The organism is Nocardia sp. NPDC004168, from assembly GCF_040610355.1.
Taxonomy (GTDB): Bacteria; Actinomycetota; Actinomycetes; order Mycobacteriales; family Mycobacteriaceae; genus Nocardia; species Nocardia sichangensis.
The window spans coordinates 427,197-441,515 of sequence record NZ_JBEXME010000005.1 but is presented as its reverse complement, the minus strand read 5'-3'; the positions used below and the strand labels follow the sequence as shown (position 1 = coordinate 441,515).

Sequence of the window (14,319 nt, the reverse complement as noted above, 5' to 3'; positions counted from 1 at the left end):
AGCGACAAATGTATGGCCGGGCCAGTTTTCCACTACTTCGGCACCGCATCCTGCTCGCATAGCCCGGGCACCACCGGAAGTGAGCCAGAGCCGTTCACCCGACACTCCCCACCGGGGCGATTCAGATCCGTTGAGCGGGTCGCGATGGTCATGTCGAGCGCGCTGAGCACCAGTGACGCTGTTGCCGGAGGTCGATGGCCCAGCCGCCGATGCGCCGGGAGTAGGTGTTGAGCACCGCGCAGCAGTACACCTTTCCCTCGCGTGTGGGATTTTCGGTGATGTCGGTGCACCGCAACTGGTTTTCGCGGGCTGGGTGAAATCGCGCTTCCCAAGATCGGAGTGACTACGTCCTGATTGCTGTAGCGCTTCCGAGATGCCTTGAACCAAAGAATCATGGTTGTGTGCACCTGCCCGGTTCCGGCCTTGATGCTCATCCGATGGTGAGTTCGGTATCGATACGAGGCGCGCCGTAGCATCTGCTCGACGCGGCGTTGATGGCCCTGATCGTTCGGCGAGCATGTTGTGACGAAGTCGGCGCTGGCTGGGGCCAGGGTGCGGTGATTACGGTAGCGGTGTTCAGGGATCCAGAGCACGCGGCAGGCGGTGCGGATGTCGATTGCTTGCCCGGTCAAGGCCGCGACAACCGGAACCGCCTTGCGGGCTGATAGTGGTTCGTCGAGGATTTGGGCCGCCAGCCGAGTCGCGCGCAGATCTTCTTCGAGCTGCTTGACGCTGTTCAACGCATTCGTAGGGCGCGCCGACTCGACCATGGGGGTGCAGGGTGCGTGACCGTGGTCGACCAGGGCCTGCTATTTCCAGCGGTACAGGGTGGCCACGGTGATTCCTTGATCGCGGGCGACGTCGGCAACACGCCGACCGTCATCAAGGCCAATCCTGAGATTCTCTCCGCTGGGTTGTGAGAGTCCACCCGTTGGATGGAAAGAACTCCGCCGTGCCGATGTACTCACTGCGATTCGGTGAGCGAGCTGTCACTTTGCCTAGATCTATTGCGTCAATGAAGTGATGGCCCGCATCGAGCTAAACTCCATCGTGACCGGTGCGGCCCGCGCCGTCGATGAAGCCTTTCGGCCGTCTGGCATTGGACACATCAGCATAACCGTGCCATGGCTGACAGCGCGAAGACCACCGCTCCTACCGAATCCGTGGTGCGAGTCTCGACTATGTGCCCGGCCGCGCATGGCATCTGACGGGCGCGCAATCCCGCGGGCCGGCCGACGACCACAATGCCTCAGCTCTTGATAGATTGTGGACTGATAGTATACAACTAGTATGCGACAGGATCGTGGCTGGCTTCGCAGTACGGTTCGACGGTCGGGAGGCTCGGTGGTTGCGTCAACAAGCACCGAGCTCGGCAGTTTCCTCCAACGCCCGCTTGGGGCATCTAGATGCAAGTATCCCGCAACAACCCAGGAGAGGGCGTCTCGTGACGACATCGAAAACCAGCCCCACCCCCGCGCCGGAGCTGGCCTACGAGTGGTTGAAGAACACCATACTCACTCTCCCGCGTGAGGAAGAGATGTTCCTGTCGGAGGCCCAGGTCGCCGGGGCCTCGGGCACCTCGCGCACCCCGGTCCGCGAAGCGCTGCTACGGCTGGAGGCGGAGGGTTTCATCCGCCGGGTGCCGCACAAGGGCGCCTACATCCCCGCGCTGACGGACAAGGACGTCGACGACCTGATGCAGGCCAGGCGAGTCGTGGAGGAGTGGTCGACCATCCAGGTCGCCCCAAATCCCGGTCAGGTGCCCGCGCGGTTGCGTGAACTGGTGGCCCGGCAGGCAGCCGATACCGACCCTGTCGAATTCATCGCACACGACCTCGAATTCCACACCACCATGATCCGCGCCGCAGGAAATCAGGTGCTGCACGAGTTCTACCGTTCGCTGCGCGACCGGCAGATGCGAATGGGTGTGCGCATCATGCTCTCCGACGAGCAGCGCAAGAAACAAGTCCTCATCGAGCACACGGCAATCGTCGAGGCGCTGGCCGCGAGTGATACCGAAGCCGCCATCCGCGCCGTGCGTGAGCACCTCGACACCACCCTGTGCTCGCTGAAGCAGCCCAGGTTCTGAGTTTCACTCACCATAAGGACGAATTGATGAAAGTCGCTCTGGCGCAGATCGCCAGCCCCGACACCGAATCCCCGGTACACCGACTCGAGCGGGTACGACAGCTGCTCGCCGGGTTCAGCGCCGACGCCGATCTAATCGTGCTGCCGGAGCTGTGGCGGGTCGGCTACAACCACTTCGACGGCTACGCCGCCGGCGCCGAGGGGCTGAACGGGCCGACCGTCCAGGTCCTGCAGGCTATAGCGCGCGAGCGTCGCTGCTATCTGCACGCGGGCAGCATCATCGAGCAGCTCGACGACGGCAAACTGCGCAACACTGCGGTGCTGATCGATCCGGACGGGCGTATCGTTCACCACTACAGCAAGATTCACATCTTCGGCTACCATTCGCTTGAAGCGCACCTCCTGCGACCTGGACAGCAGATCCTGGTCGCCCGCACGGTTTTCGGCGCCACCGCCGCGACCACCTGCTACGACCTGCGCTTCCCCGGACTCTGGACCGAACTGGTGCGAGCGGGCGCTGAGATCGTCATCGTGCCCGCAGCCTGGCCGAAAGCCCGGCTGGCACACTGGCGGCTGCTCACCTCCGCCCGCGCAGTCGACAACCAGGTCGTCGTCATCGCCTGCAACGCGGTAGGCACCCACAATGGGGTGGAACTCGGTGGCCACAGCCGCATTGTCGACCCGTGGGGGGAGGTGCTTGCCGAGGCCGACGAGTCTGAAAGCTTCACCCTGGCCGAGCTCGATCCTGGAGTCGTCGGATCCACCCGCGCGGAGTTCCCTGTGCTGTCTGACCGGCTCAACGACTACAGCTTCCTGAACCCGCAGGAGGTGCTGTCGTGACCGACACCCTCTCTGCCCTGTTCAGCTGCACCGTCGTCGGATCCGGCGAGATTCTCCGTCTCTCCGGTGCACGGGCGCTGGTCGCGGGCTACACAGGCCGCGACGAAGCCGCGGTGCGACACCACATCGAGGAACTCGCCGCCATCGGGGTCGCGCCGCCGGAAGACGTTCCGATGCTGTATCCGATCGCCACCGCCACCGTTACCACCGCCGCGCGCACCGTCGTTCCCAGTGCGGACACCTCTGGTGAGGTGGAACCGGTCCTGCTGCGGTACGGCGGCCGGTACTTCCTCGGTGTAGGCTCCGATCACACCGACCGGACGTTGGAGACCGTCGACGTCGGCGAATCAAAACGGGCCTGCGCTAAGCCGATCGGACCAGATGTGGTCGCCATCGACGACTGGGCGGAGTTCGACTGGGACGCCTGTCACGTCCGCAGCTGGGTGGACGGGCGGCTCTACCAGGACGGCACGCTCGCTGCGCTGCTGCCCCCCGGCGACCTGCTCGGCGTGGTGTCGGAACGGCTTGGCGACGACGGGGGCGACATCGTCTGCTTCGCCGGAACCCTGCCGTTGCTCGATGGCCGGTTCACTCCCGGCAAGCGCTGGGACCTCGAACTCGTGCTGCCCGACGGGCGCGCCCTGACCCACACCTACACCACCATCGAAGGAGCTCGAGATGCGTACGGGAGCTGAGTACCTGGCCTCGTTGAACGACGGGCGGGTTGTGCTCGTCGACGGCGAACAGGTCGACGACGTCACCGTGCACCCCGCGTTCGCGCCGGTCGCGCACACTATCGCCGAACTGTTCGACCTGGCTGCCGACCCTGCCAACGGGATGCAGTACACCGCGCCGGAAACCGGCGCCACCGCCAACCGGGTCTTCGGCATTCCGCGCAGCCAGGAGGAACTGCGTGCCCGCCGCGAAGCGATCCAGACCTGGGCACAGCACACGCATGGCTGGGTCGGCCGCAGCCCCGACCACGTCGGCACCTTCCTGGCCTCATTCGCCGCGCACCCGGAAATCTTCGCCGACGGCACCCGCGACCTCTCCGCCAACGTCACCGCCTTCCACCGGCGACTGCTCGCGGAGAACCTGTATGTCTCCTACGCGATCATCCCGCCGCAGGTGTCACGCGCGACCACCGCATCAGGCTGGGAAGGAGAGTTCCTTCAGGTCGGCGTCGTCCGCGAAACCGAGGAGGGACTCATCGTGCGCGGCTCGCAGATGCTGGCCACCGGCGCGGCCATCGCCGACGAGATCCTGGTGTCGTGCATCAAGCCGCTGGGCCCGGACGATCAGGACTTCGCGGTGTCGTTCGTCGTCCCTGCCAATGCCGCCGGACTGAAGCTCTATTGCCGTCGCCCCTACGCCCCTGCCGCGACGAGTAGTTTCGACTATCCGCTGACCAGTCGCTACGACGAACCCGACGCCTTGGTGGTGTTTGACGACGTGCTCGTTCCCTGGGACCGCGTCTTCGTCGACCGCGACACCACCGGCGTGCGGCGGCAGTTCTTCGACACCGGGGCGCACGCACTCGGCAACTGGCAGGCCCAGATCCGGTTCGCCACCAAGCTGCGATTCATCGCGGGCGTGGCCCGTCGGGTCACCCAGGTCAACGGCGTCGACAAGATCCCCAGCGTCCAGGAGAAGCTCGGTGAACTCGCCGCGCTCGTGGCCGGTGTCGAGTCGGCGGTGCTGGCCGCCGAGTACACCGCGACCGCCGACCAGGCGGGCCAGTGGGTGCCCGGCAAGCGTGCACTGTACGGATCGATGGGATTGCAGTCGGAAATCTACCCGCGCGTGTTGTCTATCCTGCGCGATCTGGTCGGCGGCGGAGTGCTGCAATTGCCCTCCAGCGTCGCCGATCTCAGCAGCCCGCTCACGTCCGGCGATGTGACGCACTACGTGCAGTCGCCCGGTGTGCCCTCGGAGGAGCGCATCAAGCTGTTCAAACTGGCCTGGGACATCATCGGCTCCGAATTCGCCGGCCGTCACCAGCAGTACGAACTGTTCTACGCGGGCGCGCCGTTCGTGGTGAAGGGCGCCTACACCTACCGCAACTACGGCTACGAAGAGCTACTGCACGACGTGGAGCAGTTCCTCGCAGCCTACAAGTCCGAGTCCGTCTGAGGGGTAACCGCAATGGCCAAGCCCGAATTCGAGTTCTTTCCTGTCACCGATGTCGAGTACACCGTCTGTCCCGGCGGCGACCCCGCCATCACCGAACGCATCCTTGCTCGGGACCTGGAGGGCAACGTCGCGACCCGTATCCTGCGTTACGAGCCCGGCGCCGACTCCACGCCGATGGGTGTGCAGAAGCACGATTTCTGGGAGGAGGTGTACATCCTGGAGGGATCGTTCACCGATCTCATCCTCGGCGAAACCTTCACCGCAGGCATGTACGCCTGCCGGCCGCCGGGCATGCCGCACGGTCCCTGGCGCACCGACGAAGGCGTCGTCACCTTCGAAGTCCGCTACCACAGCAGGTAGGGCTCTGTGATGACGCTACCCGCATTCCATTGTCCGACACCGTCGGATATGCGACGCAGCATGGGGCGATTCACCACCGGCGTGGCGGTCGTCAGCGCGGACGACGAGACCGGCAGTCCCTGCGCGATGACGATCAGTTCGCTCACCTCGGTGAGTCTCGAGCCACCGATTCTGCTCGTCTCGCTCACGCACGGAAGCCGCACCACCGACGCTGTCGATACCACGGGGAGCTTCGCCGTCTCGATTCTCGGTTCCCGTCAGGAAGCGGTTGCGCGGCGGTTCGCCACCCGCGGTGGTGCGCGGTTCGAGGGCATCCCGGTGGACCTGAGCCGGTCGGGACTACCGCTGATCCCGGATGCCTTGGCGCAACTGGAATGTCGCGTGCACACCGCGCACGACATCGGCGACCATCGCGTGTTCTACGGTGAGGTCACCGACATGCGGTGGCGCGACGGCACCGGACTGGCCTTCTACTCCGGCCGGTTCGGCGATTTCCACGACTTCGGTCACGACGAATTGCCGTGGTGGTACTGACCATCGCGTAGCTCCCGGCGGCGCGGGCCGGTTTCACCGCGCCCGCACGCCGTCCGGGCTCGGCTTTGAGCTGCGGTGTTGACGCCGTCACCACAATCCCGTTACGTTCCGTGGTGAAATGCATCGATGCGTTGTGAACCTGCAGGTGAGAAGCAAGTCACGTGTCGTCGGCAGGCCGCTGACCAGGGCTTTTCCGGGCGGCCGAGCGGAGGGAGGTCCCCTTCCATTACTACGACACCGACGCCACCCGCCGTCAGTCCTCGCAGTCCTTTGACGACTACGCCAAGGCGCAGTGGTGGGCCGGGCTGATCGACCGTGTCGGGATCATCGAGGCCTTGAAGGTCCTCGACGCCGAACACGACGCCGAATCCGGCACGATGCTGCTGGTCGAGTGGCTGACCAAATATGTCAACCGGCTTACCGGCATCCAAGAGGATGGCCGCCGCAAATACCTCGCCTACATCCGCGACGACATCATCCCGTTCTTCGGCGCACGCGCCCCGTTGGACGCGGTCACTCAGGACACCGACACGGCCTGGATCGTCTATCTGCAGCAGGATAAGGGCAACTCACCCAAGACGATCTTCAACAAGCACGCCTTCCTCAGCGCGGCGTTGCGCGCCGCGGTGGAGCAGCGGCCGGTGCCGTTGCTGCCCTACAACCCGTGCGCGGGGATGCGGTTGCCGCGCCACGACTGGGCGGAGATCGACATCTTCAACAACGACGAATGGGAATTGTTCGAGCAGCTGCTGGGCCGGCGGTGGCGCCCGCAGGCGGAATTCGGCCTGGTCTCGATGGCTCGCCCCAGCGAAGTCGGTGCGTTGCTGGTCCGCGGCATCGATCCGGCGACTGGAGCGGTTCGGATCAGCAAGGCGTGGAAGGCCCGGGGCAGCAGGCTCGTGCTCGGAAAACCCAAGTCCAAGCGTGGCATCCGGACGGTCAACGTGCCGCTCGAAACCTTGCGGCGGCTGGATCTCGAGCAGCCAGGGGACAGGTTGCTGTTCCACACCGACAACGACACCCCGGTCACCGCCTACCACTTCTACAAGAACGCTTGGCAACCGGCGCTGCGCCGACTGGAGGTGCTGGTGCGCAGAGATCGCAGGCTGTTGCGGAACAAGGCGCTGTGGCGCGACGCCGACCCGGAAGATCTGCTGGTCCGGTTCGAGCATGCTATTCGTACGCTCGGCGGCAAGGTCCTGACCCCGTACACGCTGCGCCATACCGGCATTTCGTGGAAACTGCAGGACGGTGTTCCGATCTTCGTCGTCTCCCGCGATGCGGGGCACGAGTCGGTCAACACCACAGACCGCTACTACGGGCACAACGACCGCAAGGCCAGCGAATTAGCCGCCCAGGTCATCGCAGGTCGACTGCCCAGAGTACGCGCCAACATGCTGGGTATCGCCGCCTGAGCCGCGACGGTCCACCTGTCGGCGCGACAGCTGATTTCCTAGATGCCCTGAAGACAGGATAGATTCGAGCCGTCAACTGTTTGAGCGATCGGACGGTAGGCGCGAATACCCCTGAACGAGCCCCGAACCACCGCAGACGGTTCGGGGCTCGTTCGGATTCGGGAGCCTTTTCGGCCAGCGGGTCCATCTACCACTGCGCTGGTTTGACCGCGTCCCGGAACCCTGTCGAAGGGTGAGCGCCACGTGGCCGTTCATGGCCCGGAGTTCGATTTTTCACCTCGATGGCCTCGTGGCTGCGGATTTGGACGAGGATCGCTCGGGTGCGGTCGCCGGCGGGGCGGTGCGGTAGTCGAGTGCGACGATGGGAAGGCCGTCGAGGAGGACGGCGGCGAGGTCGAAGGGGGCGTCACCGAGTTGGGGGTGTGGGCCAAGCGGGAGATTTTTCCGCCCATTTCCGCGACGGCGAGCAACCCGAGGCGCGGGTAGCCGAGACCACGGTCCATTCCTCGGCGGAGGTTGCCGCGGCGAGCAATCCCAGTCCTGGGCCCGGCTTCCGGTGGAGGCGATCAGCTATCGGGTGGTCGCCCACCGGCGGGCAGTGCCTCGCCCAGGGCCCCGGGGATCGGCAGGGTGTTCGCTGGCGGGGTGGAAGGTATCGGCGGGGTTCGCGGGCGCCGCCCGCGCGTGGATGGTGTCCGTGCGGGCGCGTGGGACAGTGAGCTGCTCGGTGCCCGGGTGGCCGGTCAGCGGTGTTGAGGTTGCGGCTGTGACCGATCGCCGTATTTGTCACTGACCACGCTGTCCGAACTGGTGGTTTTCGTCGGTCTGATCGCCGCATCTGTCACCGAATTTCATCGTTTGTGTCACCGATCTCCGTGCGGTGGTCGGCCACGAGGTCAGTGAGTCATCCCTCCGGCCGCCAAGCCCACCACCGCGCCTCGGTGTTCTGAATCCGTTGCAGGACATCTTGGTGTGGGCGGACGATGCAGCCGTCGGTACGAACGGAAGGGAGAGCCCATGGCAACTCGACGAGATTGCGGCGATTCCGCAGCCCTTCGTTGCCTGCAATCGCTGGCGCAGCGCATCTGGTCACCAGAGCGTCGATTCCATATCGGCGACATCGCATGGGCCTGGAACTCGGTCCCTGATACGACAGCGGAGTTCCGCGTGTCGGTATGGGAGGAACGCGGCGTGGTGCTGGCATGGGCGTGGGTAGAACTGCCCGGACATCTGGGCTTGCTCATCGACCCGGCCGCGACCAGCCTGCTGCCGCTGGTGCTGGACTGGTTCGAGACAACGGCCTCGGGGCCGAGGCTTTCCTGCCTGGTGATGGAAGACGATAGCCATGAGAGCACGGCACTGACCGGACGTGGCTACACACCACAGCAGGACGGACCGTTCTTTCCGCCGCCGCACCCACGACCTGACCGACCTGCCCACACCAGCCATCCCGAACGGGTTCTCCATAACCCATGTCACCCACGGCGCCGCCGAACGGCGGGCGGCAGCACATCGCGCAGGTTGGTCTGACTTCGGCTCCCGAGTCACCAGCGACGGCTACCGCAGGGTTATGGCGGCCTATCCCTACCGCGAGCAGACAGACCTCGTTGTCGTTGCGCCCGATGGTCAATGGGTGGCCTCCGCACTGGGCTGGTACGACGAGATCAACCGCGTTGGCCTGGTCGAGCCGGTATCCTGCGTTCCGTCATTCCGCGGCAAGGGCCTCGCCAAGGCGGTCAACATCGTCCTGCTGCACGCATTCCGGTCTCTCGGAGCCACCTCCTCGACGATCCTGCCCCGCGGCGACCATGCCTACCCAGCACCGGCACGTCTCTACCAATCCATCGGCCACCCGCGCGGCCCACGCACCGTGCTCTATATCCGGGACTGATACCCCCGATGCATCCGCCTGCTATCCAGCAGACCAGACCTGTCGGTGACAGATGTCGTGAACAAATGACTGAAAGGGACTGTGGATTTAACGGTGTTTGCGGCCTGACGCGCTGAATGAAGTTCAGCGGGAAGGTGACGTGATGACGACACTTGATGCCGTGGCGAGGAAGAAGGCCGAGGCGTCGGCCGAGGAGCCGGCAGCGGCGGCGCTGGTGCGGTTGGCCAAGGAACAGGGCTTGTCTTTGACCGGGCCGAACGGGCTGCTCAAACAGTTCACCAAGACCGTCCTCGAGACGGCGTTGAACGAGGAGATGACCGAGCACCTGGGCTTCGAGCCGAACCAGGCGCCTGCCGAGCGGGACTCGGCCAACGTGCGCAACGGAACCAGGCCCAAGACGGTGCTGACCGAGACGACCGGGCCGGTGCCGATCGAGGTGCCCCGAGACCGCGCCGGCAGTTTCGAACCCCAAATCGTCCGCAAGCGCCAGCGCCGGTTGACCGGGGTCGATGAGATCGTGCTGCTGTTGTACAACGCGCTGTTGTTGGCGGCAGGTCCTGGATACCGGTGATGCTGTCGTCGAGGGCGAAACGTCCGCGTTTCAGCGGTCTGCGGGGTGAGGTGGTGGATTGGTGAATGAAGTCGGGGCTGACGTGCGTTCCGGTGTGCGCCTGCTGCTGATTCGCTGCGCGCACAGCGAATCTTATGACGGCGGTGTCGCCAGGCGGGCGAGCGCTCGCGGGCTGAGCCCGACGGGGAGAAGTCAGGCTGTGCGGTTGGGGAAGCGTTTGACTGCCAAGCAGTCCAGCCTCGAGATCAGCCGTGTGTACAGCACACGCGTCCCTCGCGCGGCGCAGACCGCCGCGGTGGTGGCCGACGTGCTGGGGCTGGCGGTGCGCGCGCAGCTGTTCGGGCCGGCGGGGGGCGAGCTTGGGGGTGGGGGAGCCGACACCGGAACTGTCATCCATGGTCGAGCCGCTGGAGAGCTCGGTTGGGGTCGGTGAAGGTGAGCAGACGTGGGAGCAGTGGGCGGCGCGGGTGGGCCGCGCGCTGGAGCTGATCGCAGGGGCGCATCCCGGTGAGGCCGTGGTGGTGTGCCACCAGGCGAGCATCCTCGCGGCGACCCAGTATTTCCTGGAGGCGACCTATCTCCCCCGCGCATGCCTCGATGGATGTCGACCACACCGCGATCACCGAATAGCAGCTGCGCCCTCGCGATCCCGAGACGAGTGGGGGAGTGGGACTGCGGTGGGTGTTGCGGCGCGCGAACGATGCCGAACACCTGAGGCCACCGCTGCGCGGTGTCACGCGGCGCCGTCGACACTCATGACCATCGAATGGCCGCAACGTTCGGCGAGTGCACCCGGCCGGAGGCTGCGATGGCCCGTTCGGTCGGTCCTGCGCGGGTCAGTTGTGTGGCGCCGTTGCCTGCAGCACGAGGACGTTGTACGGCCGTGGGGGGTATTTGAAGGTGTAGGCGGTGATGATGCGGTCCTCGTAGCGTTGAGTCTCTGGGTCCCAGAGGGAGATTCGCTGGTTGAGGACGTGCTCGTCGGTGGCGCGGATTCTGGAGATTTCGGGCCATTCGGGTGCTTGCTCGCAGGAAGCGATGATCTGCTGGATGCGCCGCTCGGGGATGCGGCCCGGCGCGACAACGAGGAAGGCGTTGGCCATGACGGTGGCCCGTTCCTCCCAGTTTCTGATGACCTTCTTCGCAGCGGGGTCCCGGACCACCCATTCGAGCAAATTCGGCCGCACCTCGGCGCCGGGTGCGGGGGCGACAAGGCCGGGGAAGCGAGCCAGCAATGGTTGGTTGGCGGCGTACAGGTCGAAGGCGTCGTCGTGGTAGCAGGCGGGATCGAGGTTGTTCTCCAAGCCGAGCTGATCGTCCGGGGTGACGGCAGGCGACATGTCCCAGTTGAGCTGGTTGAGCAGTGGCTGTGTCAGCGCGGCGTACTTGGGTCTTCGCCACTGCGGGACCTCGAGGCCGTTCAAGAACGCCTCGAGTGTCTCGGCCGAAGGAGTCCGCCCTTGACGCTCCCACGCGTAGATGAGGGTCTTCGAGACCTTCACGATCTGGGCGGCTTCTTCACGCGTCAGCTGGGCGGCTTCGCGCTCGGCCCGGAGTAGCTTGGCCAGTACAGGTAGATCAGCATCGTCAACCATTGAATCCGCCTTTGCTCGGCTTCCAACAGCCCTTCGGAGCCTGCGCGGTACATCGTTGGGGGTGCAGACTCGCGGTACGCTCCGTGGCTGCCTAACAGGCCAGGCTAAGGCGAAGAGGTCAAATATCTCTCAATGAACCGGGGATTGGTGACCGCGATGTGGCCGGAGTCACCTTGTGGCACAACATGTTTCGTTGCAGCTGCGGACGCGAGGGCGGGGATGTCCCCGATCTCGAGGCGACCGATCTAGTCATCGATGAAGATGTCGTTGGTCAGCGGACCGGTGCCTGGTGTTGCGCGGTAACTGTCTAGATCGGCGATTCCGTGGGCGACAAGTACTTCCTCGTCGAGCAGCAGCTGGCCGGTGCAGGTCGAGCGTGTGAGCACGAGCAGTGCCGCATCGGCCATGACCCATACGTTGCGCGAGGTTGCGGCGACTTGGTCGCCGCCGATCTTGTTCCGCACGGCCGCGGTGTCGATCGTGGTGCGCGGCCACAGCGAGTTGACCGCGATGCCCTGGTCATGGAGTTCCTGTGCCAGCCCGATGGTCAGCAAAGAGGTGCCGTACTTGCTGACGGTGTATCCGGGGAACCTGCCGATCTGCTCGCGAGCCAGGTTGATCGGTGGCGAGATGTTCAGGACCTGCGGTGCTCGACCGGCCCGCGCCGAGTCCCGCAGCGCCGGTAGACACAGCTTGGTCATCAAAAGGGTTGCGCGACAGTTGATGTCCTGCATGTGATCGTACTGGTTCATCGTTAGTGCGATCGCAGGTGCGGGCTCGATCACCGCCGCCACGTTCAGCAGTATGTCGATACCACCGAACCGGTCGATGGTCCGCTGCACAGCATCCGCCATCGCCTTGTCATCGCGCACGTCGGCGGCGATGGGCAGGATATCCCCGCCTGCGGCCTCCGCCTCTGCGGCCATGGTATGGATCGTGCCGCTGTACCTGGGATGCGGTGTAGTCGTACGGCCGATCATCGTCACGTTGGCTTCCTCCGCCGCCAGCCGTATCGCGATCGCAGCACCGATACCTCGGCTAGCTCCAGTGACGATCGCTGTCCTGCCTGCCAGCAGGCTCGAAGACACTTCACCCAAGGTCATCAGATCCCCCATCTGCGCATGATCGACTTCTTGCACACTAACGGCTGACCGAGCTCAGTGGCGGGTGCGCAGGTATCAAGGATTGTGATATTGACGCCCGGCGGCGGGGCGGCAAAGGTTGAGCAGAAAGGATCACCGGGCTGCAGCAACACTGTGCCGCCCAGAGGATCCAAGGCAAATTGCGGGGGCAATCGTTGGTCGTGCCTCCCGCGCTCACCATAGCGGAGGTCAGTGCATGAGAGGGGGAGTTCGCTTGAACCGGCATCGAGCACATCGCCAGCCAAGACGCAGCACGCAGCCGAGCATACCGACGCTGTCGATGACATGCTGGATGATCAGAGATCACCTGGGGCTGTCGCGCGCCGGCAGCTACGAGCGCACCAGGGTCAGTGCTTCTTACCTGAGTCAGATCGAGAGCGGCGAGCGAGTACCCAGCTTGGAAACGCTCGACAAGCTCATCCGGGGGTACCGACTCGACAGCGCGCAAGCACGTCACCTTCTCGAGCTTCGCGCGCCCGCGGAGGACCTTGCCCCCGCCGAGAACCTTTGTCGGCTCGTGCGCGACAACGACCGCCTGATGACCCATATCCATGCCCTCGAGGAACGGGGAGTGCTCGGGGCCTACATGGATCCGATGTGGAACGTCTTGGCCTGTAATGATTCCTTCCGGTCAGCACTACCAGGGCTGGATGCCAGCGAGTCGGTGCCGGTGTGGCTGTTCAGTCCGGCTGCGAGAGACATCGTGATCGATTGGGATCGTGAGGCCGCGCACTCGGTTGCAACCACCAAGGCGGTATTGGGACGCTACCGGATGTCGGAGCAGGCCCGAGAGATGATGCGACAGCTGCGTCCCAATAGTACGTTCGCTCGGCTATGGGCCAGCAGCATCAGCATCTCCTACGGCCGGGGCACCGGTGACCAACTCCACTGGCGCGACCCCGATACCGGCGAGGCGATGTCCTATAGCCTCACCATGTCCGAGATCAGTCAGACCGGAGACGTACTGCTGCTTACCGCCCTTCCGGTGCCATACTGCGGACCGAACGTCGAGGTGGCCTAGACGCTGCTTCCGGTGAGAAATGACGTGGGTAGTCATTGTCGGCGCTGCCGGGTGCACCAACGAATGCCGCTTCGCGACGAGCGCGGATGTTCGTGGTCTGGCCGGGCAGCAGCGAACTGTCTATCTCATCGAGTTACTCGTATCGGCTGCGCCGGTACTATAAGTCCGCGAGTCTCGTAGTCGCCCATCGGTTCGTCGTCGTCGAAATCTCGAGCCCGTATCTGTGCTGGCGACAATGTCAGGCAGGTGTGAGATATGAGTGAGGACGCAAACAACGGATCAGTGGACCCGTCGGCGTGCAGCGCCCACAATCAGCCGCTTGAGCCGACATATCCCGTCGAGGCAGGCGCTCAAGCGTTACGGAAATCCACACGCTGGTATGAAGAACAGCTGCGGAAGGGACGTCTGCCAGGTCATAAGGCCGGTCGGTCGTGGTACCTGACCGCAAGCGACATCGCTGCAGCAATTCAGTCGACCGCCAGCCATCCGCGCTCCCGCTCGGTGCCGGATCTTGCGAAACCGCAAACAGCCGATCGCCGACGTCCGACTCATAGGCGGAGACAACGCCGCCGCCCTGTACCGCCACAACGCGGTTTCCAATAGTTGGCCGCCCTTTCATGGCTCACGTCAGCAGTATGAGGACGTGCAGTTGATGCCATGACTCCGAACTGCATCAGTACGCGCGTCAATGCGCGCTACCTGCTGCGGCTATCCCTTGTAACAGAGCCT

General features: G+C 64.6%; 16 protein-coding genes and 1 pseudogene. 13 read left to right on the top strand and 4 right to left on the bottom strand.

Features of this window, described 5'->3' with window-relative positions; all coding sequences use genetic code 11:
• Positions 1–32 precede the first annotated feature (32 nt).
• Complete coding sequence (locus ABZW96_RS13915) at positions 33–770, bottom strand: hypothetical protein (RefSeq protein ID WP_355074419.1); 738 nt, start codon at positions 768–770, stop codon at positions 33–35.
• Positions 771–785: 15 nt separating this feature from the next.
• On the opposite strand from ABZW96_RS13915, the gene ABZW96_RS13910 reads away from it, so the two are divergent.
• From ABZW96_RS13910 to ABZW96_RS13855, 12 genes and pseudogenes are all read left to right on the top strand, one after another.
• A complete protein-coding gene (locus ABZW96_RS13910; RefSeq protein WP_355074418.1) occupies positions 786–920 on the top strand; it encodes a hypothetical protein in 135 nt (44 codons plus the stop codon).
• A 524-nt stretch (positions 921–1,444) separates the two neighbouring features.
• Positions 1,445–2,089, top strand: coding sequence for a GntR family transcriptional regulator (locus ABZW96_RS13905; protein WP_355074417.1), 645 nt, complete (start codon positions 1,445–1,447; stop codon positions 2,087–2,089).
• 26 nt (positions 2,090–2,115) lie between these two features.
• Positions 2,116–2,928, top strand: a complete 813-nt coding sequence (locus ABZW96_RS13900) for a carbon-nitrogen family hydrolase (protein ID WP_355074415.1) — start codon at positions 2,116–2,118, stop codon at positions 2,926–2,928.
• Positions 2,925–3,623, top strand: coding sequence for a DUF2848 family protein (locus tag ABZW96_RS13895; RefSeq protein WP_355074413.1), 699 nt, complete (start codon positions 2,925–2,927; stop codon positions 3,621–3,623). Before ABZW96_RS13900 ends, ABZW96_RS13895 begins: the two co-directional genes overlap by 4 nt.
• A complete protein-coding gene (locus tag ABZW96_RS13890) occupies positions 3,607–5,061 on the top strand; it encodes a 4-hydroxyphenylacetate 3-hydroxylase N-terminal domain-containing protein (protein WP_355074412.1) in 1,455 nt (484 codons plus the stop codon). Before ABZW96_RS13895 ends, ABZW96_RS13890 begins: the two co-directional genes overlap by 17 nt.
• Before the next feature lie 12 nt (positions 5,062–5,073).
• Positions 5,074–5,421: a cupin domain-containing protein gene (locus ABZW96_RS13885; protein ID WP_355074410.1), complete on the top strand. Its 348-nt coding sequence runs from the start codon at positions 5,074–5,076 to the stop codon at positions 5,419–5,421.
• Between the two features lie 9 nt (positions 5,422–5,430).
• Complete coding sequence (locus ABZW96_RS13880; protein ID WP_355074408.1) at positions 5,431–5,955, top strand: flavin reductase family protein; 525 nt, start codon at positions 5,431–5,433, stop codon at positions 5,953–5,955.
• Positions 5,956–6,290: 335 nt separating this feature from the next.
• Positions 6,291–7,370 (top strand): hypothetical protein, encoded by a 1,080-nt coding sequence (locus ABZW96_RS13875; protein ID WP_355074406.1) that lies wholly within the window; start codon positions 6,291–6,293, stop codon positions 7,368–7,370.
• Positions 7,371–8,387: 1,017 nt separating this feature from the next.
• On the top strand, positions 8,388–8,900 hold the full coding sequence (locus ABZW96_RS13870; protein ID WP_355074405.1) for a hypothetical protein: 513 nt from the start codon (positions 8,388–8,390) through the stop codon (positions 8,898–8,900).
• Between the two features lie 40 nt (positions 8,901–8,940).
• Positions 8,941–9,261 (top strand): hypothetical protein, encoded by a 321-nt coding sequence (locus ABZW96_RS13865; protein ID WP_355074403.1) that lies wholly within the window; start codon positions 8,941–8,943, stop codon positions 9,259–9,261.
• 139 nt (positions 9,262–9,400) lie between these two features.
• A pseudogene (locus ABZW96_RS13860) lies at positions 9,401–9,793 on the top strand (transposase); the annotation flags it as partial.
• A 100-nt stretch (positions 9,794–9,893) separates the two neighbouring features.
• Positions 9,894–10,265, top strand: a complete 372-nt coding sequence (locus tag ABZW96_RS13855; RefSeq protein WP_355074456.1) for a histidine phosphatase family protein — start codon at positions 9,894–9,896, stop codon at positions 10,263–10,265.
• Here the strand turns inward: ABZW96_RS13855 and ABZW96_RS13850 are convergent.
• The 3 genes from ABZW96_RS13850 to ABZW96_RS13840 all read right to left on the bottom strand — a co-directional run bounded on the left by ABZW96_RS13850 (position 10,222) and on the right by ABZW96_RS13840 (position 12,542).
• Positions 10,222–10,362, bottom strand: a complete 141-nt coding sequence (locus ABZW96_RS13850; RefSeq protein ID WP_355074460.1) for a hypothetical protein — start codon at positions 10,360–10,362, stop codon at positions 10,222–10,224. The two genes, ABZW96_RS13855 and ABZW96_RS13850, sit on opposite strands and share 44 nt — an antisense overlap.
• Positions 10,363–10,668: 306 nt before the next feature.
• Positions 10,669–11,427 (bottom strand): helix-turn-helix domain-containing protein, encoded by a 759-nt coding sequence (locus ABZW96_RS13845; protein WP_355074401.1) that lies wholly within the window; start codon positions 11,425–11,427, stop codon positions 10,669–10,671.
• A 245-nt stretch (positions 11,428–11,672) separates the two neighbouring features.
• The gene (locus ABZW96_RS13840; RefSeq protein ID WP_355074399.1) at positions 11,673–12,542 is read right to left on the bottom strand and encodes an SDR family oxidoreductase; all 870 of its coding nucleotides are present in this window, start codon (positions 12,540–12,542) and stop codon (positions 11,673–11,675) included.
• A gap of 223 nt (positions 12,543–12,765) precedes the next feature.
• Here ABZW96_RS13840 and ABZW96_RS13835 point away from each other — a divergent pair, with 223 nt between their 5' ends.
• On the top strand, positions 12,766–13,590 hold the full coding sequence (locus ABZW96_RS13835) for a helix-turn-helix domain-containing protein (RefSeq protein ID WP_355074398.1): 825 nt from the start codon (positions 12,766–12,768) through the stop codon (positions 13,588–13,590).
• The last annotated feature ends 729 nt before the right edge of the window (positions 13,591–14,319 follow it).

Bases quoted from the DNA above. Each gene is read 5' to 3' on its own strand.
- ABZW96_RS13865 (WP_355074403.1), top strand. From the start codon at position 8,941: ATGGCGGCCTATCCCTACCGCGAGCAGACAGACCTCGTTGTCGTTGCG.
- ABZW96_RS13880 (WP_355074408.1), top strand. From the start codon at position 5,431: ATGACGCTACCCGCATTCCATTGTCCGACACCGTCGGATATGCGACGC.
- ABZW96_RS13840 (WP_355074399.1), bottom strand. From the start codon at position 12,542: ATGGGGGATCTGATGACCTTGGGTGAAGTGTCTTCGAGCCTGCTGGCA.
- ABZW96_RS13890 (WP_355074412.1), top strand. From the start codon at position 3,607: ATGCGTACGGGAGCTGAGTACCTGGCCTCGTTGAACGACGGGCGGGTT.
- ABZW96_RS13870 (WP_355074405.1), top strand. From the start codon at position 8,388: ATGGCAACTCGACGAGATTGCGGCGATTCCGCAGCCCTTCGTTGCCTG.
- ABZW96_RS13915 (WP_355074419.1), bottom strand. From the start codon at position 770: ATGGTCGAGTCGGCGCGCCCTACGAATGCGTTGAACAGCGTCAAGCAG.
- ABZW96_RS13885 (WP_355074410.1), top strand. From the start codon at position 5,074: ATGGCCAAGCCCGAATTCGAGTTCTTTCCTGTCACCGATGTCGAGTAC.
- ABZW96_RS13835 (WP_355074398.1), top strand. From the start codon at position 12,766: ATGAGAGGGGGAGTTCGCTTGAACCGGCATCGAGCACATCGCCAGCCA.
- ABZW96_RS13845 (WP_355074401.1), bottom strand. From the start codon at position 11,427: ATGGTTGACGATGCTGATCTACCTGTACTGGCCAAGCTACTCCGGGCC.
- ABZW96_RS13900 (WP_355074415.1), top strand. From the start codon at position 2,116: ATGAAAGTCGCTCTGGCGCAGATCGCCAGCCCCGACACCGAATCCCCG.